At 40.0% G+C, this 21742-nt stretch carries 20 protein-coding genes; 7 read left to right on the top strand and 13 right to left on the bottom strand.

Annotation, left to right across the window (positions count from 1 at the left end; translation table 11 throughout):
• Positions 1-5: 5 nt before the first annotated feature.
• The 5 genes from J4N24_RS10650 to trmB all read right to left on the bottom strand — a co-directional run bounded on the left by J4N24_RS10650 (position 6) and on the right by trmB (position 6154).
• Entirely contained in the window at positions 6-1424 is a 1419-nt protein-coding gene (locus tag J4N24_RS10650; protein WP_207533669.1) for a glycogen synthase, read from the bottom strand.
• A gap of 146 nt (positions 1425-1570) precedes the next feature.
• A complete protein-coding gene (polA, locus tag J4N24_RS10645; protein ID WP_207533924.1) occupies positions 1571-4339 on the bottom strand; it encodes a DNA polymerase I in 2769 nt (922 codons plus the stop codon).
• Positions 4340-4531: 192 nt separating this feature from the next.
• On the bottom strand, positions 4532-5113 hold the full coding sequence (locus J4N24_RS10640) for a DNA-3-methyladenine glycosylase I (protein WP_207533668.1): 582 nt from the start codon (positions 5111-5113) through the stop codon (positions 4532-4534).
• A gap of 55 nt (positions 5114-5168) precedes the next feature.
• Positions 5169-5504 carry an MGMT family protein gene (locus tag J4N24_RS10635; RefSeq protein ID WP_207533667.1) on the bottom strand — a complete coding sequence of 112 codons (336 nt, stop codon included), beginning with the start codon at positions 5502-5504 and terminating at the stop codon, positions 5169-5171.
• Positions 5504-6154: a tRNA (guanosine(46)-N7)-methyltransferase TrmB gene (gene trmB, locus J4N24_RS10630; RefSeq protein WP_207533666.1), complete on the bottom strand. Its 651-nt coding sequence runs from the start codon at positions 6152-6154 to the stop codon at positions 5504-5506. The genes J4N24_RS10635 and trmB overlap by 1 nt, the downstream gene beginning before the upstream one ends.
• Positions 6155-6208: 54 nt before the next feature.
• Between trmB and fcl the strand changes: the two genes are divergently transcribed.
• Positions 6209-7144, top strand: coding sequence for a GDP-L-fucose synthase (fcl, locus tag J4N24_RS10625; RefSeq protein WP_207533665.1), 936 nt, complete (start codon positions 6209-6211; stop codon positions 7142-7144).
• 91 nt (positions 7145-7235) lie between these two features.
• Here the strand turns inward: fcl and J4N24_RS10620 are convergent, their stop codons facing one another.
• The 7 genes from J4N24_RS10620 to J4N24_RS10590 form a co-directional block, all read right to left on the bottom strand.
• On the bottom strand, positions 7236-7682 hold the full coding sequence (locus tag J4N24_RS10620) for a hypothetical protein (RefSeq protein WP_207533664.1): 447 nt from the start codon (positions 7680-7682) through the stop codon (positions 7236-7238).
• A complete protein-coding gene (locus tag J4N24_RS10615; protein WP_207533663.1) occupies positions 7682-8047 on the bottom strand; it encodes a phage holin family protein in 366 nt (121 codons plus the stop codon). The genes J4N24_RS10620 and J4N24_RS10615 overlap by 1 nt, the downstream gene beginning before the upstream one ends.
• 47 nt (positions 8048-8094) lie before the next feature.
• Complete coding sequence (locus tag J4N24_RS10610; protein ID WP_207533662.1) at positions 8095-8385, bottom strand: YtxH domain-containing protein; 291 nt, start codon at positions 8383-8385, stop codon at positions 8095-8097.
• A 203-nt stretch (positions 8386-8588) separates the two neighbouring features.
• The gene (locus J4N24_RS10605) at positions 8589-9632 is read right to left on the bottom strand and encodes an AI-2E family transporter (RefSeq protein WP_207533661.1); all 1044 of its coding nucleotides are present in this window, start codon (positions 9630-9632) and stop codon (positions 8589-8591) included.
• Positions 9633-9735: 103 nt separating this feature from the next.
• On the bottom strand, positions 9736-10146 hold the full coding sequence (locus J4N24_RS10600; RefSeq protein WP_207533660.1) for a response regulator: 411 nt from the start codon (positions 10144-10146) through the stop codon (positions 9736-9738).
• 6 nt (positions 10147-10152) lie between these two features.
• Positions 10153-12924 (bottom strand): sensor histidine kinase, encoded by a 2772-nt coding sequence (locus tag J4N24_RS10595; RefSeq protein ID WP_207533659.1) that lies wholly within the window; start codon positions 12922-12924, stop codon positions 10153-10155.
• Entirely contained in the window at positions 12924-14339 is a 1416-nt protein-coding gene (locus J4N24_RS10590) for a sigma-54-dependent transcriptional regulator (protein WP_207533658.1), read from the bottom strand. Before J4N24_RS10590 ends, J4N24_RS10595 begins: the two co-directional genes overlap by 1 nt.
• A 239-nt stretch (positions 14340-14578) precedes the next feature.
• Between J4N24_RS10590 and J4N24_RS10585 the strand changes: the two genes are divergently transcribed.
• The 6 genes from J4N24_RS10585 (at position 14579) to J4N24_RS10560 (ending at position 20855) form a co-directional block, all read left to right on the top strand.
• On the top strand, positions 14579-16249 hold the full coding sequence (locus tag J4N24_RS10585; RefSeq protein WP_207533657.1) for a glutamine--tRNA ligase/YqeY domain fusion protein: 1671 nt from the start codon (positions 14579-14581) through the stop codon (positions 16247-16249).
• A gap of 55 nt (positions 16250-16304) precedes the next feature.
• Positions 16305-17585 (top strand): replication-associated recombination protein A, encoded by a 1281-nt coding sequence (locus J4N24_RS10580; RefSeq protein WP_207533656.1) that lies wholly within the window; start codon positions 16305-16307, stop codon positions 17583-17585.
• A 1-nt stretch (position 17586) separates the two neighbouring features.
• Positions 17587-18372: an SDR family oxidoreductase gene (locus J4N24_RS10575; protein ID WP_207533655.1), complete on the top strand. Its 786-nt coding sequence runs from the start codon at positions 17587-17589 to the stop codon at positions 18370-18372.
• Positions 18373-18457: 85 nt separating this feature from the next.
• Complete coding sequence (locus tag J4N24_RS10570) at positions 18458-19432, top strand: alpha/beta fold hydrolase (RefSeq protein ID WP_207533654.1); 975 nt, start codon at positions 18458-18460, stop codon at positions 19430-19432.
• Positions 19433-19501: 69 nt separating this feature from the next.
• Positions 19502-20176, top strand: coding sequence for a rhomboid family intramembrane serine protease (locus J4N24_RS10565; RefSeq protein ID WP_207533653.1), 675 nt, complete (start codon positions 19502-19504; stop codon positions 20174-20176).
• A 34-nt stretch (positions 20177-20210) separates the two neighbouring features.
• Positions 20211-20855, top strand: a complete 645-nt coding sequence (locus J4N24_RS10560; RefSeq protein WP_207533652.1) for an HD domain-containing protein — start codon at positions 20211-20213, stop codon at positions 20853-20855.
• A gap of 11 nt (positions 20856-20866) precedes the next feature.
• On the opposite strand, the gene J4N24_RS10555 is transcribed toward J4N24_RS10560, so the two are convergent.
• Complete coding sequence (locus tag J4N24_RS10555) at positions 20867-21718, bottom strand: UbiA family prenyltransferase (protein ID WP_242691588.1); 852 nt, start codon at positions 21716-21718, stop codon at positions 20867-20869.
• Positions 21719-21742: the final 24 nt, after the last annotated feature.

Below are 21742 nucleotides of genomic sequence, written 5' to 3'. Positions count from 1 at the left end.
ATATGTTATTTTTTAAGGCTATTGTAAAGTTCTATGTATTGGCTTGCCGATTGATGCCAAGAATAGTCTAACTGCATCATACGCTTACGTAACAAATTCACACGTTCTGTGTTTTGATATAATTCAATTGCGCGATAAAAAGCTGAATAAATATCTTCTACATCGGCATTCAGAAAGCAAATACCATAACCATCCGGCTGAGAATGATCAATCACGGTGTCTTTTAATCCGCCCGTGCTTCTCACAATTGGTATTGTTCCATAGCGTAAAGAGTAAAGCTGGTTTAATCCACATGGCTCAACACGGGAGGGCATCACAAGGAAATCTGCACCAGCATAGATTCGGTGAGATAAAGCCTCATTATAACCGATGAATACACTATATTGACCAGAAAAGGTATCCTTTAGACCTGAAAGCTCATCCTCAATATGGTGTTCACCTGATCCAAGAATTAATATATTAACCTGATCCTTGTAAGCAGTAAGGATCTCTGTGATCGCCTTAGGTAGCAGATCTGCACCCTTCTCTCCTACTAATCGACCGATAAATGCAATAAGAGGTTTATCCGCCTTTAAGCCGAACTCCTCGGTTATTAATTTCTTATTCTCCTTCTTTTGGGTGGCTACTGTCTCGACGCTGAAGTTAACTCTTATCATCGGATCGGTCTCCGGATTCCAAACCTCCGTGTCAATTCCATTTATAATGCCTAAACCTTTTCCCTGTTCTGCCTGAAATAAGGGTTCAAGACCGTTCGAATTCCATGTTAATTCTTTTAGATAAGTAGGAGACACAGCAGTATAAGCCCAGCAATTTTTGACAGCAGTGGCTAAGGGGTTAATACAGTCGTTCCACTCTAACAAGCCTGTCTTATCTGGTTCCACATCTGGAAGGTAATTGAACTTCTCCCAGCCTATCCAACCTTGATATTGCGCATTGTGTATAGTCAATACTGTGGGAATGTCAGCAAATTGATTATAGCGGGTAGAATGCTTGATCAGAAAAGGGACCAGACCCGTATGGTGATCATGACAATGGATAACATCAGGGCGGATAGAAAAGTAAGTCAGCCATTCGAGAAACGCAAGTTGGAATGCTACAAATTGCTCTGTTTCATCGGGGTAAGAGTATATTTCCGGCCGGTCCAGAAGTCCGGGGATCTTTATCAGGTGAAGTGCAAATCCGAGCTTGTCTGTTTTTTCTTTAAGGACCTGAAAAGGCAAGGTTATACCTGCCATTACAAATTCAGATTCAAGAATTACATCAAACTCGTTCTCCTGTACAAACTTCCTGTCATAATAAGGCATCACCACACTAGCATAAATTCCTGCCAGTTGTTGATATTTTGGAAGGGCGCTAACCACATCACCTAATCCTCCGACTTTCGCTACAGGGTAACATTCTGCACTTAGATGTATTACGTTCATAATGCCGTTTTATTCGTTTGAAATTTAAGAAAATATATTTCGGGAAAACAAAAAAACCCGCCTTTTTTCGGCGGGTTTTACGTTTTTTGTTTCTAAAGAACTTTCTCCCTCATTTACAAGCTAATAATTTGAAAATTCCTTTATTATTAATGGGCCTCCAGCCAGTTAAAACCTTCCCCAATCTCTACAACGATTGGGACATCAGTCTTGATCGCTGTCTTCATCCTATTTTCTATTATTTCTTTTACCTGGCTAACCTCAGGTTTAATTACATCAAACACCAATTCATCATGTACCTGCATCGTCATCTTAGACTGCAGCTTCTGATCCTGAAAATCCCTGTGAATATTGATCATTGCTATTTTAATCATATCAGCAGCAGAGCCCTGGATCGGTGCGTTAATAGCATTTCGCTCGGCGAAACCTCTGACCGTTGCATTTGCAGAGTTGATATCGCGCAGGTATCTTCTTCGTCCCATCAGTGTTTGTACGTAACCATTCTCCCGTGCAAAGTTCATGGTGTCACTCATATAAGCCTTAATACCCGAGTATTGCTTAAAATACTCTTCAATAATTTCAGCTGCTTCTTTACGTGAAATTCCAAGATTTTGGGATAAGCCAAAAGCAGACTGGCCATAAATAATTCCAAAGTTTACTGCTTTTGCATTTCTTCGCATAGTGGAATCAACTTCATCCAAGGCTTTTCCGTACACCTTAGCAGCTGTTGCTGTGTGGATATCAAGTCCCTTTTGAAAAGCATCCAACATGGCCTCATCCCGGCTTATTTGAGCAATCAATCTTAATTCTATCTGAGAATAATCAGCAGACAACAACACATGATCTTCATCTCTAGGGATAAATGCGCGCCTAACTTCTCTTCCCCTCTCTGTACGAATAGGAATATTTTGAAGGTTTGGATTGTTTGAGCTTAGTCTTCCGGTAGCAGCAACAGCCTGATTATAGGAAGTATGCACACGACCAGTTTTCGAGTTGATCATCAGAGGCAAAGCATCTACATAAGTGGATTTTAGTTTCTGCATCTGACGGAAATCAAGAATATCTTTAGCAATATCACTTTTGCTAGCGAGCGCGGTTAATATATCCTCCCCGGTCTGGTACTGTCCGGTTTTCGTCTTCTTAGCCTTTGGATCCAACTGCAGCTTCTCAAAAAGCACTTCTCCTAACTGCTTAGGGGAAGCAATATTAAAACGGACCCCTGCCTTTTCGTAAATAGTAAGTTCAAGCTCTTTGACTTCTTTTTCCAGTTGTTGCGAATATTCCCTTAAGCCCTCTTTATCGATTCTAACGCCCTCCCTTTCCATATCCGCCAAAACGTAAATTAAAGGATTTTCCACATCCATAGCTAATTTATCGGCCTTAGCTTTGATCAATGCAGGCTGAAAGACGTTATGAAGTTGCAGCGTTATATCTGCATCTTCTGCTGCATAATCCTTTATCTTCTGCAACTCTACATCACGCATATTACCCTGTTTTTTGCCTGTGCCAATTAATGAGGTGATAGAGACAGGAGTATATCCAAGGAAATTCTCGGCCAAAATATCCATATTATGACGGGTATCAGGATCTATTAGATAGTGAGCAAGCATCGTATCAAACAGTTCCCCTCTAACAGTGATATTGTACCAGTTAAGCACCAAAATATCGTACTTAAGGTTTTGCCCTATTTTCTTTATTTCAGGATTTTCAAGCAAGGGTTTGAATTCGTCAACGATCAGGCAACATTCCTCCTGTTCAATAGGCATAGGAACATAATAAGCTTCACCAGGCTTAATAGAGAAAGACATCCCGACCAATTCGCAAGCATTGGCATCCATACAAGTAGTCTCAGTATCGAAACAAAAAGCCTTTTGCTGTTCCAGCAATTTTATTAATGCCGCTCTTTTTTCCTTAGTATCTGCTAAATGGTACTCATGCGAAGTGTTATGAATGTTTTTAGAGGGAACAACAGGCTCTATAATAACTTCTGTTTTAACCTCTATTCTTTCAACTGTTTGTCCAAAAAGATCGGTTTGCTGTCCGTAACTAACTGTTTTAACTTCGCCAACATTGTATTCTTCCCCGAACACCCGCTTACCTATTGTTCTAAATTCCAGCTCAGCAAAGAGCGGCTCCAGCTTTTCCCGACTTGGGGGATCTACTTGTAAGGATTCTTCATCCAGTTCAACCGGAGCATCAAGAAGTATGGTAGCGAGCTTTTTAGAGATCAAGCCCTGTTCCGCAAACTTCTCGACGTTCTCTTTCATCTTCCCCTTCAGTTCATGGCTATTAGCAATGATGTTCTCTACACTACCGTATTGTTTTATGAGAGCCTTAGCTGTCTTTTCCCCAATACCTGGTATTCCGGGTATGTTATCTACCGCATCACCCCATAATCCTAAGATATCAATAACCTGGTCAACACGTTCGATTTCCCATTTTGCAAGAACTTCCGGAACACCCAGGATTTCCATATCGTTTCCCATCCTTGCCGGTTTATAAATGAAGATATTTTCAGAAACAAGCTGGGCGAAATCTTTGTCGGGAGTCATGCAAAAAACGGTAAAACCAACCTGTTCTGCTTTCTTTGCCAAGGTTCCGATAATATCATCAGCTTCATAGCCATCAGATGTTATTACCGGGATATTGAAACCTTCTATCACTTTAATCACATAGGGCATAGCCGCAGCAAGATCTTCCGGCATTGCTTCCCGATGTGCTTTATATTCGGTAAAATCAGTATGCCGCTCTGTCGGTGCATCCGTATCAAATACTACTGCCAAATGCGTTGGTCTTTCCTTCTTTAATATTTCAAGCAATGTATTGGTAAAACCCATCACCGCGGATGTATTTAAACCATTAGAAGTAAACCTGGGATTTTTGCTTAAGGCGAAATGGGCTCTATACATAAGCGCCATTCCATCGAGAAGAAACAGTTTTTTCTTTGTTGATTCCACTATAATTTCTTGATTACACGGATTTTAATGTGATTATACCAGACGTCGCGATTACACAGATATTCCTGTAATTACAACTCACGGGGTGATTTCACCGATGTCAAAGTTAATAACATCTTTAAGGAAACGAGGACGAAGAGAAAAATGTATTTACTACTTGAAGGAACAGGTAGAAATATGATCGTTCACCATTCCAACGGCTTGCATGTAGGCGTAACAGATGGTAGTCCCGAAAAACTTGAACCCTCGCTTTTTCATGTCTTTGGCTATTTGATCTGAAATTTCTGTTCTTGGAGGAACGGATCCCTGTTCCTGGAGATTGTTGATAAGAGGCGTTCCACCTGGTATAAAAGAATACATATATGCTCTAAATGAGCCAAATTCTTTTTGTACAATTAAAAATAGCCTTGCAGCATTTATAGCAGCAATAATCTTGAGTCGGTTTCTGATTATTCCAGTATCTTGCATTAGTCGCTCAACGTCTTCCTCAGTAAACCTAGAGACTTTTTCAGGATCAAAACCCGCAAATGCTTTTCGATAACCCTCGCGACGGCGAAGAATTGTAATCCAACTTAAGCCTGCTTGCGCAGATTCAAGTATGAGAAACTCAAAAAGCACTCTATCATCATGAACTTCCTTCCCCCATTCTTCATCATGATATTTGACATACAAGGGATCTGTTCCACACCAGGAGCAGCGATTTACAGTTAAATTTTGTTGCGATAGACCATTCATATCATTCTTGAATCCTGAGCGATAAAACTAATATTTTTAGCAATCAAAGCAAAGCTTAAATTTTCAGTTCCAATGTTGGATCCCAGAAAACTTCCCTGAAGTTTACAACCTTATCGTTAAATACTGAAACGCCCTCACTTTCGAGCAACTGTTCCATTAGTTCAGGAACCGGAAAATGATGCTTGCCGGTTAACATACCATTCCTGTTTACCACGCGATGAGCCGGAACAGGCGGAAAAGTATTTCCGCAAGCATTCATTGCATAACCAACCATTCGTGAAGAACCCTTCGTTCCTAAATATTCAGCTATCGCCCCATAGGAGCTTACTCTTCCTACAGGAATTTGTCTGACCACCTCATATACTTTGTCGAAGAAGGTTTCTTTATTCATTACTCAAATGTGAACTTCAAATAGTTGATGTTTTTATCGTCAGCGAGATACTTCTTCTCGTAATAAGTTTTTATTGACAACACCTCGTCTACCAGCTCTGATTTATACAGGTCTTCCGTTCGCGCATGCAGTTTTAATCCCAATTGCTCAATCTTCTCGCGAGTGTATTCATGCAATCCGTCGTTGTCGGTCTTCAAATGCATAATTCCGCCGGGCTCAAGGATTGTTTTGTACTTTTCAAGGAATGCAGGATAAGTCAGCCTTTTCTTCTCACGACTAAGTTGTGGCTGAGGATCAGGGAAGGTGATCCATATTTCAGAAACCTCACCAGGCTCAAAATAATCCAGGATATTCTCTATCTGGATTCGAAGAAAGGCCACATTGTTAATATTTTCTTCGAGTGCGGTCTTTGCTCCTCGCCAAATCCTGTTGCCTTTATAGTCGACACCAATGAAATTCTTATCGGGAAACAGTTTTGCGAGATTTACAGTATATTCTCCTTTTCCACACGCTAATTCTAAAATTAAAGGATTATTGTTATGAAAATGATTAACTTTCCAATATCCTTTAAAACTTTTACCTTCGTCTAATTGTAACACATTAGGAAACGTGTCTACTTCAGCGAAACGCCTTAATTTATCTTTACCCATGATTTAATAAGGCGCAAAAATAAAACTTTAATTTTGGGGCATTAAATACATCAAGTGGAAAAAAACGCAAAAATTTATGTAGCAGGTCATCGCGGTATGGTTGGCTCTGCAATTGTAAGAAAACTTGAAAGAGAAGGCTTTACAAATATTATTACCAGAGGCTCAAAAGAGCTCGACTTAAGAAGTCAACAAGCCGTTGCAGATTTCTTTGCGACTGAAAAACCCGACTATGTATTTCTGGCAGCAGCAAAAGTTGGAGGCATTATTGCCAACAACACTTACAGAGGAGAATTTTTGTATGATAACTTAATGATCCAAAACAACATCATTCATAACTCTTATTTGAACAATGTAAAAAAGCTGATGTTCCTTGGATCAAGTTGTATTTATCCAAAGATGGCGCCACAGCCATTGAAGGAAGATTTTCTGTTAACAGGTACTTTAGAACAAACTAACGAACCCTATGCAATTGCAAAGATTGCTGGAATAAAAATGTGTGATGCCTATAGGGATCAATATGGCTGTAACTATGTGTCTGTTATGCCCACTAATCTTTACGGATACAATGATAATTACCATCCTGAAAACTCTCACGTTTTACCTGCTTTGATCCGCAAATTTCACGAAGCTAAAGAAGAGGGAAGGGACAAAGTAATTATTTGGGGAACTGGAAGCCCAATGCGCGAGTTCCTATTTGCTGACGACTTAGCTGACGCCTGCTTCTATTTAATGGAACATTATAACGAAGCGGGTCTGGTGAACATTGGAACCGGCGAAGACGTAACCATTAAAGAACTTGCTTTAACAGTTAAGGAAGTGGTTGGCTTTGAAGGTGAACTTGAATTTGACACCTCGAAGCCAGACGGAACACCTAGAAAGTTAATGGATGTGTCAAAGCTTCATTCTTTTGGATGGAAGCATAAAGTTGAATTAAAAGAAGGTATACAAATGGCTTACGAAGATTTCCTGACTGCCTTTGTAGAAAGGTAATTCTTTAGGAAAACTAAAAGCTCTAGAAATAAAAAAACCGGCACTTCAAAAAAGAGCCGGTTTTTTATTTCTATGTATCAAAGATCCTATATTAATAAGTCTCGCTATCCAGAGGAATTCCATAGTCTCTTACGACCGCAACTTTACCAGGCTTCTGCGCATCCTTCTTCTTAAAGATACCAGTGACCTTATCCACCAAACCTGAGAGCGTATGGGAGTTCACCTGTGTGGCAGCTTTTTGAGAAATAAAGGTCATTAGTGTTTTCACAATGAAGCCAGACTTTTTAAATACCACGCCATTAAGTAAAAGAGGAAGTATTACTCTGGTAATATTTGTGATAAGATCCTGATTCATCAACTCGGAAGTAAAAGATTGTCTTTTTCCGGTATCTGACTTAAATAAAGAAGTAACTGCTTTGAATATTTCTTTCGGGCTGCTAAGCTTCTCCTTTAATACCTCTTCCTGCTTGAACTGCTGAACCTTCAAATACTGAACTTCAGCCTGCAATTCCGCTAAACTAACAAAGGCCTTTTCCATTATTTTTTACGTTTAAAGATCCGCTTAACAAGGAAATCGTTTAAAAAGCCATCTACAATTTTATCTTTCGTAAATAACACAATTAACGTTAAAGCCAGATATATTAAAGTCATTATTCCAAAACCTGCCGCATATGAGCCAGTTAGTTCTCCCAACCATAGGGCTAATGCAAATGAGGCAAAAAGAAACGTAAGTATACCAGTAAGAAATACAAAGGTATCTGTAATCAGGTTAGATGCTACAACTGTTGCTCTTTCAATCGCTGTTAGCCTAATAAGTTCAACACGTGTTGCGATATATTCCTTAATTAAAACGAATATATCTGGTGATGCTTGTTCCTGTTTTTCTTCTGTGGTTTCTGCCATAAACAATTAGGGGGTTAAATAAGCTCCGGCTCTCACCGGAGCCTTGATTAAATTTGTTCCGCAACCGGAGCTTGTTGTTGCTCAGCAGTGCTAAAGCCTTCTTCTGAAGCTGAATTAAATCTTGTCTTTACTTCATCAACTACTTTATCTTTGAAAGCAGTTAAATTTTCAATCTCTTCTGCCGCTCTGTCCTTGATGGTGTCACCAAGATTTTTAAGGGCATCATTTAACCTGTCGCGGGTTTCAGATCCTTTATCAGGCGCAAAAAGAATCCCTAATGCAGCACCTGCAGCAACTCCAGCCATTAAGGCTACCAATACTTTTGTATTATCGTTCATGGCGTAAAAATTTAATTGTTTTCTACTCGCTTAATTACCAATTCAATATGCTATAATACAATAAAATTGATTAAACGGTTTGAATATTTTTCTTGAAAGTTTAATTTGTTCTTCAATGGCCAAGAAGAACTTCCAGAACACTTTCTTCCTCTGTTTGCAGGTTTATGCTCAGGGGGAGTTTTTCCTGAAAGTATAATTTATTTTTATTCTTCTTCCGCTGCCTTCAGCTTTTCCAGTCGCTCAGTAGCCAGCTTACTTGTTTCATATATTCGCACTGTAAGAATAAAATAGGATAACAATAAAGGACCGAAAACAAGACCCATAATACCAAATACAGGGATACCAATTATCACCCCCACCACAGTAATGATCGGGTGTATATCTCCTACCCTTTTAGCAATCAGAAACCTTATCACATTGTCAATGTTAATTACCAGGACAAAGCCCCAAATTAACATTCCAATTCCACCGCTGCTATTGCCATTGGCTATTTCGATGAGAGCTGCCGGCACAAAAACCAGGGGTGAGCCCAGAACTGGCATAAATGACAGAAAGGTGGATATTACCCCCCAGAAGATAGGGTCCTTTATCCCAAAGATGAAAAATCCAAGACTCACAAGTGCTCCCTGAACTACGGCAATTAGTCCTTGTCCTAATACATTTGCGTAAGTTGTATTCTTCAGCTCTTCACCAAAGCGTAGGGCATTTTGTTCTCTGAAAGGTGAATATTTAATTGCTTCTGATTCAAACTTTTCATGGTTGGTGAACATAAAATACAGTAAGAAGTACATTATAACTATACCGAGCAGCAGGTCGAAGGCACTGCTAACAATGGTAGGAAACAGTTCACCAATATAGGAAGAAGCCCTTTTCACAAGATTATCAACCAAGTCCGGTTGGTGAAATCTTGAAGTTACAAAACCATCAATCCTGTTAACTAATATCCTTATCTTAATCTGATCTCTTTCAAACTCGGAGATCTTATTTATTACGAGAAGACTTAGTACAATAAAAGGTAATACAATTACCAGAAAGGAACTTAGCATAATGCTGGCACAAGCCATAATTCGATTCCATTTCAATTTATCGGTAAGGTACAGATATACAGGTCTAAGAACTGTATAAGTAACAACAGTGCTTAATACGGCGCCCGCAATAAAGCGGAGCGTATAAAGTATAAAACACCCTAAAACTATAAGGGTAATCAGTAAAATATTGTTGCGTTGCTTATAGTTAAAAACGGGCATCTAGAACGAGTTATGCAAGAGTGTAATTTGAGAACTTTTGCTATAACACGCGTATACCCGTTTTGTTCAATGACAGATACCTCTCAGCGTTATAAAAATAATACTATTTAACCCACTGCTCTGAAATAGAATAGGTGATCTCAACCAGCTCTGTAAATGAAGATGGTTTACTAAAAAATCCTGCAGCACCCATGCTCAAGGCCGTTTCTTCATCTTCCTTTAACTTAGAAGTGGTTAACACGATCACTGGTATGTCTTGGAATATGTTTTGTGCCTTCAAATAACTTAGCACCTCCGTACCATTTGTTTTAGGCATATTTAGATCTAAAATGAACAGATCTGGCAGAATTGCCGCTTCTTCTTTCGAAAAGTCCTTCAAATAATTTAAAAGCTCCTCTCCGTTCTCGAAGAAGATTAACATTGCTGCAGATCCACTTTCTGCAAAAGCTTCCCTGATCAGAAGCCTGTCGTCTGCATCATCCTCTGCAATTAAAATAACCTTTTCTTTACTCATCTGATATTACTCTGTAGGGAAAAAGATTCTGAAAGTAGCTCCTCTGTTTTCCACTCCTTCTGCTTCTATTATTCCGTTATGATTTTCTACTATTTTCTTACAAATGGCCAACCCTATTCCTGTTCCTTCATACACGTGACGAGGGTGAAGCCGGTGAAACAGTACGAAGATTTTTTCTGAAAACTGATTCTCAAAACCTATCCCGTTATCTGTCACTTCGATCTTGCAATAATTTTTCTTCTTATCTAAACCTTTGTAATCTTTTCCATTTACTATTTCAGAGCATATGTCTATTACTAAAGGAGAGTCGCGGCGTGCAAACTTTATTGAATTTGAAATTAAATTCTGAAACAAAAGCCTCAACAATGATGGTACTACTTTTATATCGTGCGCACACTGGCAGTTAACTACTGCTTGTTGCTGCTCAATCGAAAATTCAAGATCAACCAACACTTGCGCTATTGTTTCATGAATGTTCACTGGCTTAAGTTCTTCCCCTGTTCTACTGATGCGCGAGAAAGTTAACAAATCCTCTATTAAATGTTGCATTCTTTCAGAAGCGGAGTTCATCCTGTTGAGATAATCTACTCCGTCTTCTTTCAAGTCTGCCTTGTATTTCATATTCAATCGTTCGCCAAAGGCTCGTATCTTTCTTAAAGGCTCCTGCAAGTCATGAGACGCTATATAAGCGAACTGTTCCAAATCCCTGTTGGAACGATTAAGCTCGTTGACCTTAAGCTCAAGGCTTTGTTGGGCAACCTTCAGATCGGTAATATCATTCATCACTACCATAATTCCGAAGATGGCACCGCCGGTTAAAGAAACGGGTGTAAATGTTATTTTAAAGATTTTACTATTTATTCTGTGCTCCAGGCTATTTTCCTGACCATCCAGCGCCATATTGAAATACAATAAGGGCTGCGAATCTTTGTTCTTAAAAAACAAATAATGAAAGTTGTGGGCATTGAGAATAAGGTTCTCCGGATCGATCACTTCCAAAGCAGGACCTCCGCTAAGAACCAAAGCCAAATCTTTATCAAAGAAGAAAATAGCGCTATCAGGAACATTTTTCACGATAGTTCTGTAAATACTTTCGCTTTGCTCGAGCTTTATAGCCGCTATTTTAAGCGCTGTAACGTCTTGTGTATTCCCTAATACCTTATTTACGTTACCCGAGAAGTCCTTCTTAAATTTTCCATTGAGAGAAAGGTATCTGACTTCATTATCTGGCCTAACAATACGGTAGTCGATAGAAAACTCATTCAGGTGACTTTGTGTATCTGCAAGGGTAGTAACAAAACGTTCTACATCGCCCGGATGAATTAAGGTTAAATAAACTCTCAGATCCAGCTCATCCTTCTGAGGTTCGAGTCCATGGATCCTGTACATTTCGTCTGACCAGAAAAAGGCATTTTTTTCCTGAGACCATTCCCAGCTACCATTATGAGAAAGAGCTTCTGCCTCTTTTAACAAGGCCTCACTCTGCTCTATTTTGTAACCTGCTTCTTTTACCTCGGTAAGGTCAAGCATTACCCCTATTAGTTTCTTGTCTTCCTTAGAGTAATATCCTTGTCCCAAAATATACCTCAGTCGACCGTCAGGTCTTACTATTGGGAACTCAATACTGTAAGATGTCTGAGATCTTACAGCAGAACCCATTCTTTCCTGAACCATCTCACGATAATCTTCAGCAATCCAGTGCTGCCATTTATCCGGTTCTGGCTTATATGATCCAGGTTCCACACCAAAGATAGCATACATTTCATCAGACCAGTTAAGCTCCCTGGTTTGAGGATCGAAGTTCCAGCTCCCCAAGTGAGCAATCTTTTCAGCATTTGCAAGGAGAGCTTCCCGTTGCTTCAGCTTTTGCTGCGTACGAACCCTCTCTCTGATCTGAGCCCTTAACTGTTTAACTGTAAACCTCTCCTTATTGCTACTTTCGATATAGTTAAGCCCAATACCAAGGAGAGGCATCAAATACTGCACTACCCTTAAAAAATAAGCCGTATTGAAAAGTACATCAAAATGGTGTACATGCAAGGCCATAATAAGGCTTGATAGTACCGCTGGGATGAGGCTTAACCCAAGAAGATTGGCAAAAAGTGAAGGAAACCTTTTAAGGAAAGTGGGCAAAATAAAGCACCCCAAGAAAAGATAACTCGCAATGATCAGCAGTTCGAAAGGATGCTGAAGGCCAAGGAATTTAAAATCCCAGATGAAGTTGTCTTCCAGTAAGTAGGTGCAAACTATTGCCAGGATTAAGCCGAGGAAATTACCAATATGAAAGCCTATTAATCGCGACTTACGTTTATCAGGATTTCGAAGACCTTTGAGTCGGGAGAAGCTGAAATAGAAGGTAGCCCCCAGAATTAAAATCAAATGCAAACAGCGACTTATAAACCAGCGGGAATAAGTGCTTGCCTCGGGAGCAGAATTTTGAAGCGACAGGAAAAAATAAAAAATTTCGTATGTCCCTACGGCAAGGGAGAGCCCTCCGATAACTGTAGTTGACAAGGATCGCTTAACAAAGAAGTCGATAAATGAAAGACCGCCGGTAATGAAAGCAACTGTTATACCTGAAATCAACCAGATAGAAAAGAATATCATCCCAAACTTTACACCCGCAATCTTAGTGCTGGCCAGATAGGATGAGGAGCCTACATTGACAAGAGCGAAAGTAACTGCTGCTAGACAGACTGGAATCAGTATCCAAAATACAAGAGAAGGTATACCTAGTTTTGATGTAGATGCTTCGGATAATGCCGGTCTTACTTTCATTACTCCAGGTTAATAGCTTTCATCTTATTATATAGGGTCTTTCTGTCTATGTTTAGAATCTTTGCAGCCTTAGTCTTATTGAAATTTACTTCTTTAAGAACTTTCAGAATAGTTTCATATTCAGCTTCCAGTGCAGCATCTTTCAGCCCCTTTTTAGTAACCGGTTTGCTTTGTATTGTTTCTACTGCACTTTCTATTGCAGAAGCTCTAGCAAAGGTTGATAGCTCTAGAGGAAGCGCTTTTAACTGAATCTTATTCGTTTCAGTAAGTAATGTAGCTCGTCTTATCACGTTCTTCAGCTCACGAATATTTCCAGGCCAGTTATAGGTAAGCAAACACTCCTTTACTTCCTCTGAAAACCCTTCTATATTCCGATTCAATTCCCTGTTTGCTACCTTGAGAAAATTCTCAGCAAAGAGCATTATATCTCTTCCTCTTTGGCGCAAGCCAGGAAGATGAATACTAAATTCATTGAAACGATGGTACAAATCTTCACGGAAACGACCTTTCTGAATAGCATCAGTAAGATTTTCATTAGTTGCCACAATGATCCTTACATCAAGATCGATCTCCTTTGTACTTCCAATCCTCTTTACCTTTCTTTCCTGCACCGTTCTAAGCAATGCAGCCTGTATATCGTAAGAAAGGTTACCAACCTCGTCCAGAAACAATGTTCCACCATTTGCCATCTCAAAGTGACCAATCTTTGTATAAAGAGCTCCGGTAAAGGATCCTTTTTCATGTCCAAAAAACTCACTACCCGCTAACTCCTTCGTTAAGGAGCCGCAGTCCATCGCAATGAATGGCTTTTCCTTCCGGCTGCTTTTCAAATGGATAGCCTTGGCTACTGATTCCTTACCTGTACCACTCTCTCCTGTAAGGATCACGCTGTAATTAGTTGGGGCAATAACCTCAATTTGCTTTTGAAGTTCTTTAGATGCCAGGTCTTCACCCAGGACAAAGTCTTCCGGTAGAGCGCTTGAATTTGACACCTTTTCCTTTTTAGGATTTAGGGCCTGTTCATTTTCATTAGTGAACTTCTTGGATAAAGCCTCCTGAGTTTCAAGCGCCTTATTAATTGTGTTTAAAATCTCATCAGGATACAAAGGCTTAGTGATGTAATCATACGCGCCCATCTTAATAAGCTCGACAGCGAGCTTAATATCAGAATAGCCTGTAATGATGATCACTCCGGTTGCCGGATAAGCTGCCTTAATCTTCTTAAGCATTTCCCGCCCGTCGGTATCTTCAAGACGAAAATCGCAAAGCACAAGGTGGAACTTCTCCTTTGCCAATAATTCGAGGGCTGCATAACCATGGGTTGCTGTCGCTACTTCGAAACCATTTCTGGTCAAGAATTTCGACAGAAGCAGTCCTATATTTATCTCATCATCAACTATTAATATCCTCTTCATATCCTGGGTAACTTGGCAGATAAAGATAGTGGTTATAGATGAGTTGGGAAATTATTTCTACAACTTAAAAAATTATTAATTAAAAGTATTGGTAGAAAACATTCCGTCTCAACCCTTCCTTAGAGCTGCACACGTTTACATGGCCCCTTATACTTAATTCTTACAGAAAAGTTATGACATAATAAACATTAGTATGCCAAAAATCATTTTATTACTTTTGTAGCCTTTTAAAACAGCGTATGAGCGAAGAAAGATCCTTAAATTTTATAGAAGAAATTATTGAAGAAGATATCAGGAATGGCAAAAATGGGGGCCAGGTACTTACTCGTTTCCCTCCTGAGCCAAATGGCTATTTACATATTGGCCATGCTAAATCTATCTGCCTTAATTTCGGACTTGCTATAAAATACAATGGCAAAACTAACCTTCGCTTTGATGATACCAATCCCGAGACTGAGGAAACTGAGTATGTAGAGAGTATTAAGGAAGATGTTAAATGGTTAGGTTTTGAGTGGGCTGAAGAGCTTTATGCATCTAACTACTTTGATCAACTTTATGACTTTGCCGTTAAGCTTATACAGAAGGGGCTTGCTTACGTTGACGACAGTACTCCAGATGAAATAGCATCACAAAAAGGTACTCCAACCGAACCAGGAACAGCTTCTCCTTACCGGGATCGTTCTGTTGAAGAAAACCTGCGCCTATTTTCTGAGATGAGGGAAGGTAAATTTCAGGATGGAGAAAAAGTTTTGAGGGCAAAAATTGATCTTGCTTCTCCAAATATGCATATGCGCGACCCGATAATGTATCGTATCCGTCATGCTCATCACCATAGGACCGGAGATAAATGGTGTATCTATCCGATGTACGATTTTGCTCATGGTCAGTCTGATTCGATTGAAAATATTACACATTCTATATGTACGCTTGAGTTTATTCCTCACCGTCCCTTATACGAATGGTTCCTTGATCAGCTGGAAATATTCCCGTCCCGCCAGTATGAGTTTGCGAGATTAAACATGACCTATACGGTTATGAGCAAACGTAAGCTGCTTCAATTGGTTAATGAGGGTTTTGTAAGTGGTTGGGATGATCCGCGCATGCCTACTATTAGTGGCTTAAGAAGAAGAGGTTTTACAGCCCATTCCATTCGCGATTTTTGCGAAAGAATAGGAGTTGCTAAAAGAGAAAACATTATAGATGTTAGTCTTCTTGAATTTTGCGTTCGTGAAGATCTTAATAAAACAGCCTGGCGCCGTATGGCTGTACTTGATCCTATTAAACTCGTGATCACGAATTATCCAGAGGGTCAGGAAGAAATGCTTCATGGAGAAAACAACCCTGAAGTTGAAGGCGGAGAAGGTTCTCGTGATATTCCGTTTAGCAAAGAACTATGGATTGAACGTGAAGACTTTATGGAAAATGCACCAAAAAAATTCTTCCGTTTGGGCCCTGGTTTGATGGCACGTTTGAAACATGCATATATTGTTAAGTGTGAGGATTTTGTTAAGGACGAAAGCGGAAATATTACTGAAGTTCATTGTACGTATATCCCCGAGTCAAAATCAGGACAAGATACTTCAGGAATAAATGTGAAAGGTACGATCCATTGGGTTAGTGTAAAACATGCTGCTACCGCAGAGGTCCGTATCTATGACCGGTTATTCCGTGCTGAAGATCCTGCTGGAGAAGAGCGTGATTTTAAAGAGCTGATCAATCCGGAGAGTTTACAAATCATTCCAAAGGTCTATATGGAACCTGATTTGTCGACTGCTAAACCAGGAAAAGGGTATCAGTTTATCAGGAAAGGATATTTTACATTAGACAAAGAATCAACTTCCGAAAACCTTGTATTCAACCGAACAGTAAGTTTAAAAGATACATGGGCTAAAGAAGTTAAGAAAGGATAAGAGATTGAGGCCGGAAGTTTCCGGCCTCAATTTTAACATCAAAAACATCATACCAATGCCTACCATTCCTCCTTTAGCAGAACGAATGCGTCCAACTTCTTTGGATGAATATGTTGGACAACAACACTTAGTAGGTGAAAATGCTATATTAAGAAGAGCCATAGAAAGTGGAAACCTTCCCTCTTTAATTCTATGGGGCCCTCCCGGAGTGGGGAAAACAACGCTCGCTTTTATTATTTCTCAACAACTAAAACGTCCATTCTTCAGTCTGAGCGCTATTAACTCAGGAGTGAAAGACGTCAGAGAGGTCATCGAAAAAGCTTCCAGACTAAGAGAGATCGAACAAAATCTTCCGGTTCTGTTTATAGACGAAATCCACAGGTTTTCAAAATCACAGCAAGATTCCTTATTAGGGGCCGTAGAGCGGGGATTGGTTACTTTAATTGGAGCAACAACAGAAAATCCTTCTTTTGAAGTTATATCAGCTTTACTTTCGCGCTGCCAGGTTTATATTTTAAAGCATCTTACTGAAGATGATCTGGTTCAGCTTATTAGGCGGGCTCTTAAGGACGATAAATACTTGTCACAGAAACAAGTTATTATAAAAGAGCATGAAGCTTTATTGCGACTGAGTGGAGGTGACGCAAGAAAACTTTTGAATATCTTCGAAATCGTAATTAATGCTCTTGGAAGAGATCAGTTAGAGATCACCAATAAATTAGTCCTTGATAATGTGCAGCAGAACCTGGCTTTGTACGATAAAGCCGGGGAGCAACATTACGATATTATTTCTGCCTTTATTAAATCTATTCGGGGAAGTGACCCTAACGCTGCTGTTTATTGGCTGGCAAGGATGATTGCTGGAGGAGAAGATCCCTTGTTTATCGCAAGAAGGCTACTTATTCTGGCTTCGGAAGATATAGGTAATGCCAATCCTAATGCGCTCCTCCTGGCTAATAACTGCTTTCAAGCCGTTAATATTATAGGGTGGCCAGAATCCAGAATAATTTTATCGCAGGCTGTAGTCTATCTTGCATCCTCGGTTAAAAGCAATGCCAGCTACGAGGCAATTAACAAAGCGCAGGAATTAGTAGCCCGGACAGGAGACCTTCCAGTTCCTCTACATATTCGTAATGCACCTACCAAGCTAATGAAAGACATTGGCTATGGTACAGAATATAAATATTCCCATGCCTATGAAGGCAATTTCTCAGAGCAAGAATACTTTCCGGATAAAGTAGCAGGGACACGTCTTTATGAACCTGGCAATAATGCAGCCGAGTTAAAACTTAGAGAGCACTTGAAGCGTTTGTGGAAAGACAAATACGGCTATTAATATGAATTTAGATCTGACCGGAAAAAGAGCGTTGGTTTGCGGAAGCACACAGGGAATAGGGAAAGCATCAGCAATGGAACTTGCACTACTAGGTGCTAGTATTACTTTAGTGGCTCGCAATGAAGATAAACTTAAAGAAGTAGTTAGCCATCTTCCTGCTGATGACACTGAATCTCACCATTATATCGTAGCAGACTTTAACAGTCCGGAAGATTTAGAAGCTAAAGTTGCAGAGTATGCCAAAAAAAATCCGATTGATATCCTCATAAACAACACCGGAGGGCCGCAGGCCGGGCAAGCGATCGAAGCCAACCCTGATGACTATACAAGAGCTTTTTCACAGCATCTGATTTGCAATCAATTGCTGACACAGTTGGTAGTGCCTAATATGAAACAAGCAGGTTGGGGACGCATCATAAACATAATTTCTACTTCCGTAAAAACACCATTAAAGGGATTAGGGGTATCAAATACAATAAGGGCTGCAGTTGCCAACTGGGCAAAGACTCTTTCTTTTGAACTCGGAGGATACGGGATAACGGTAAATAACGTTTTACCCAGCACCTCTATGACCGGACGCTTAGAGGCTCTTATTAAGGGTCGTGCAGAAAAGGAAGGAAAAACTTCAGCACAAATACAGGAGGAAATGATTAAGGAGATACCGGCAGGGAAAATTGGAACTCCTGAAGATGTTGCTGCAGCCGTTGCATTCCTTGCAAGTCCTGCAGCAAATTATATCAACGGCATCAACATCCCTGTAGACGGGGGAAAGACTGCATCCCTTTAAATCCTGATTACTAAAGGAGATATCGGACTAAAAGGATATCACCTCCAATACTCCTGATTCTGGACTTTCATACTTCTGGCTAACAATGAGAACAATACTAACTCTTCTATTTACACTTTTCATTTTTTTTGCCGAGGCGCAAAACGACACCCTCTCGATTACCCTTGAAAATGTGAGGTATCCCCATCCGGTTAAATTTTTAAACATAAGCGCTGAGGGTCAGGATCTAAGGATGGCTTATATGGATATCAGGCCTGAAAACGCAAATGGAAAATCTGTAGTGCTTTTTCACGGCAAGAACTTTGGTGGTTATTATTGGACAGAGGTTATAACGGTGCTTACTAGTAAGGGTTACAGGGTGATTGTTCCCGATCAGATTGGATTTGGAAAATCTTCGAAAGCTTTCATTCATTACAGCTTCCATTCCCTGGCCAGATTTAACCGACAACTTTTAGATACTTTAGGGGTACAAAAGGCAGCTATACTAGGCCATTCTATGGGTGGAATGCTTGCGACCAGGTTTGCTTTAATGTTCCCCGAAAGAACGGCTCAGCTTCTACTGGAAAATCCAATAGGATTAGAGGATTACCGCAGCTTTGTTCCTTATATCAATACAGAAGAGCAATATAAGACTGAACTGAAGTCGACGGCCGAGACAGTTAAGAAATACTATGAGACGTCTTACTTCCCTAAATGGAAAAGAGAATACGATTACCTGGTTAAGATAGGTGGTGGTGTCTCTAAGAGTTCAGATTTTCCGAGATATGCTAAAGTATCAGCCATGACCTTTACTATGATTTATGAACAACCAGTTGTTCACGAGTTTGCTAACCTTAAAGTTCCTACCGTGCTGTTTATAGGAAAGGAAGACAAAACTATTGTAGGCAAAGGTCTATTATCAAAAGAAGAACAGGCAAAGCACGGGCAATACAAGCTACTTGGAAAAGAAACTGCTAAAAAAATCCCAGGAGCCAAATTAATTGAGTTTGAGGGAGTAGGACATATTCCGCACGTTCAGATCCCGGAAGAATTCACAAAAGCCTTACTGTCTGCTCTTTAAATTATTGTTTTCAAATTTTAATGCCTCCATTTGAATTTTTATCTTAAATTTTCATTTTAAACCAGAGCTATGCTTTTTCCCATAGGAGACGATCATGTTAAAGGACAGCACAGACCCGTATTTACCTATCTGCTAATAATTGTAAACTGCTATTTTTTCTGGCAAGAGATACAGTTGAACGAGGAGCAGTTACAGAATTTGTTTTACACCTACGGTGCTACGCCTTCACGCGTAATGCGAGGACAACAGTTGTACACATTGTTCACCAGTATGTTTTTACATGGGGGATGGATGCACCTGATTGGAAATATGCTGTTCCTGTGGATTTTTGGCGATAACATTGAAATTTCTATCGGAAACCTTCGTTTTCTTCTGTTTTACGTTGCAGGCGGAGTTGCAGCAGCCCTGGTTCATTGTGTTGTATTAAATGGCAGCAACATCCCCTGTATTGGCGCTTCGGGAGCTATTGCTGCTACCCTCGGTGCATATCTGGTGATGTTCCCCTCATCAAGAATCAAAGTTTTTTTCTTTTTCTTCTTTTTTAGAGTTTCAGCATTTGTCTTTCTTCTTATATGGATCATTCAGCAATTGCTGGGAGGCTGGGATTCTCTCGGAGCTCAAGCTTCGGATACTTCAGGGGTTGGATACTGGGCTCATATTGGAGGGTTTGCTTACGGACTTGTAAGGGGATTTAATTTCAGAGCGCGCAGAAGGCACGGAAAGGAAAGTTATAAATATTATTAGACGCTGGCAGCTATATTAGAATCAAGTTTTAGAGATGAGCTTCATAGACCAAACCGAGACTTTTGTTAGGAAAACGCTTGAAGGAGCAGAAGGTGGCCATGATTGGTGGCATATTTACAGAGTTTGGCAAACTGCTATAACCATCGGAAAAGAGGAAGGTGCAGACACACTGGTGGTGGAACTCGCCGCTCTGTTACATGATATTGCTGATTCCAAGTTCCATGACGGAGATGAGGAAATTGGTCCTATAAAAGCGAGGGCCTTCCTCGAAAGTATAGGGGTTGAGGAAGCTATCATTAAACATGTCACTGACATCATAAAATATATGTCTTTCAAGGCAAGCTTTGGGGAAATTAAGTTCAGATCAAAAGAACTTGAAGTTGTTCAGGATGCGGACAGACTAGACGCCATTGGGGCAATCGGTATTGCAAGGGCATTTAGCTATGGCGGATATAAACAACGAGAATTCTACAATCCTGAGATACCGCCAAATCTGCACATGACTAAAGAGGAGTATAAAAAAAGCTCAGCTCCGACAATCAACCATTTTTATGAAAAGCTATTGCTGCTGAAAGACAAGATGAACACCTCATCAGGAAAGCGACTGGCCCAGCACCGACATGAGTTTATGGAATTATATCTCGAGCAGTTTTATGGCGAATGGGATGGCCTGAAGTAAGTACTGGAAAATTAGATTTTAAAGAGAGCACGAAAATAGACCACCAAAAAATAAAGCAACATGGCAGTACCACTTGCCAGTGTCATTCTACTCATATTTCTAAAATTAGCATTAGTACTATTCCTTAAAACCTTCGTAAACCAGGAAAGGAAGACATATAATACAGGAAGAATAAAAAGTACAAAGAGCCAGAAATTTGAAATAATCTCTTTTGATTGCCAGTATAGGAAAACAAGGATCACACCGGTTAGAAATAAAATCCCGGAGAACACAAATGATCCATTGATTCCAAGCAAAAGACTTAGGGTCCTATCCCCACGCCGGGTATCCTCTTCGTGCTGATAAACTTGAGTAAGGGGATAGGAGGCACCAATTAAACATGAACATATCATTCCCCCTATAAAAACATTACTATCCCATACTTCTGTGATACCACTTCCAGAAAGAGCAGCCAAACTAGCCCAATAAACGAAAGCTCCCTGAAAAATAAATACCACAAGAAAACTGGCTATTGGATTTTTTTTCAACCGGATAGTAGGGTGGCTATACATTTTTGATAATAGTCCGTATATCACTGTTGCCAGCGCAAATTCAAGACTTACCAGCAATCCCAGCAAAAACCCAATAAGGTCAAAAAACAAAGAAAACCAGTAAAGGCTTTTGTCTACAGAGGGAGGTTTTTCCAACAGTGCTATACTGCCTTCATCTTTATCAAAGTAACTATTATAGCCATTGCTTGCCGGGTAAATAAAAAAGTGCCAGCAGGTAAATACCAGTAATGCACGAAGCGTCTGGGTACCTTTAGCCTGACTTAATGCAAAAACATACACAGGCAGCAGGAAAAACGAAAAAAAGAAACGCATGTGGAGTAATGCTGACTTCGATGG

The sequence above is a fragment of the Desertivirga arenae genome (assembly GCF_017355785.1).
GTDB lineage: Bacteria > Bacteroidota > Bacteroidia > Sphingobacteriales > Sphingobacteriaceae > Desertivirga > Desertivirga arenae.
The sequence above is the reverse complement of the archived record's forward strand: the minus strand, read 5'-3'. Positions and strand labels throughout refer to the sequence as shown.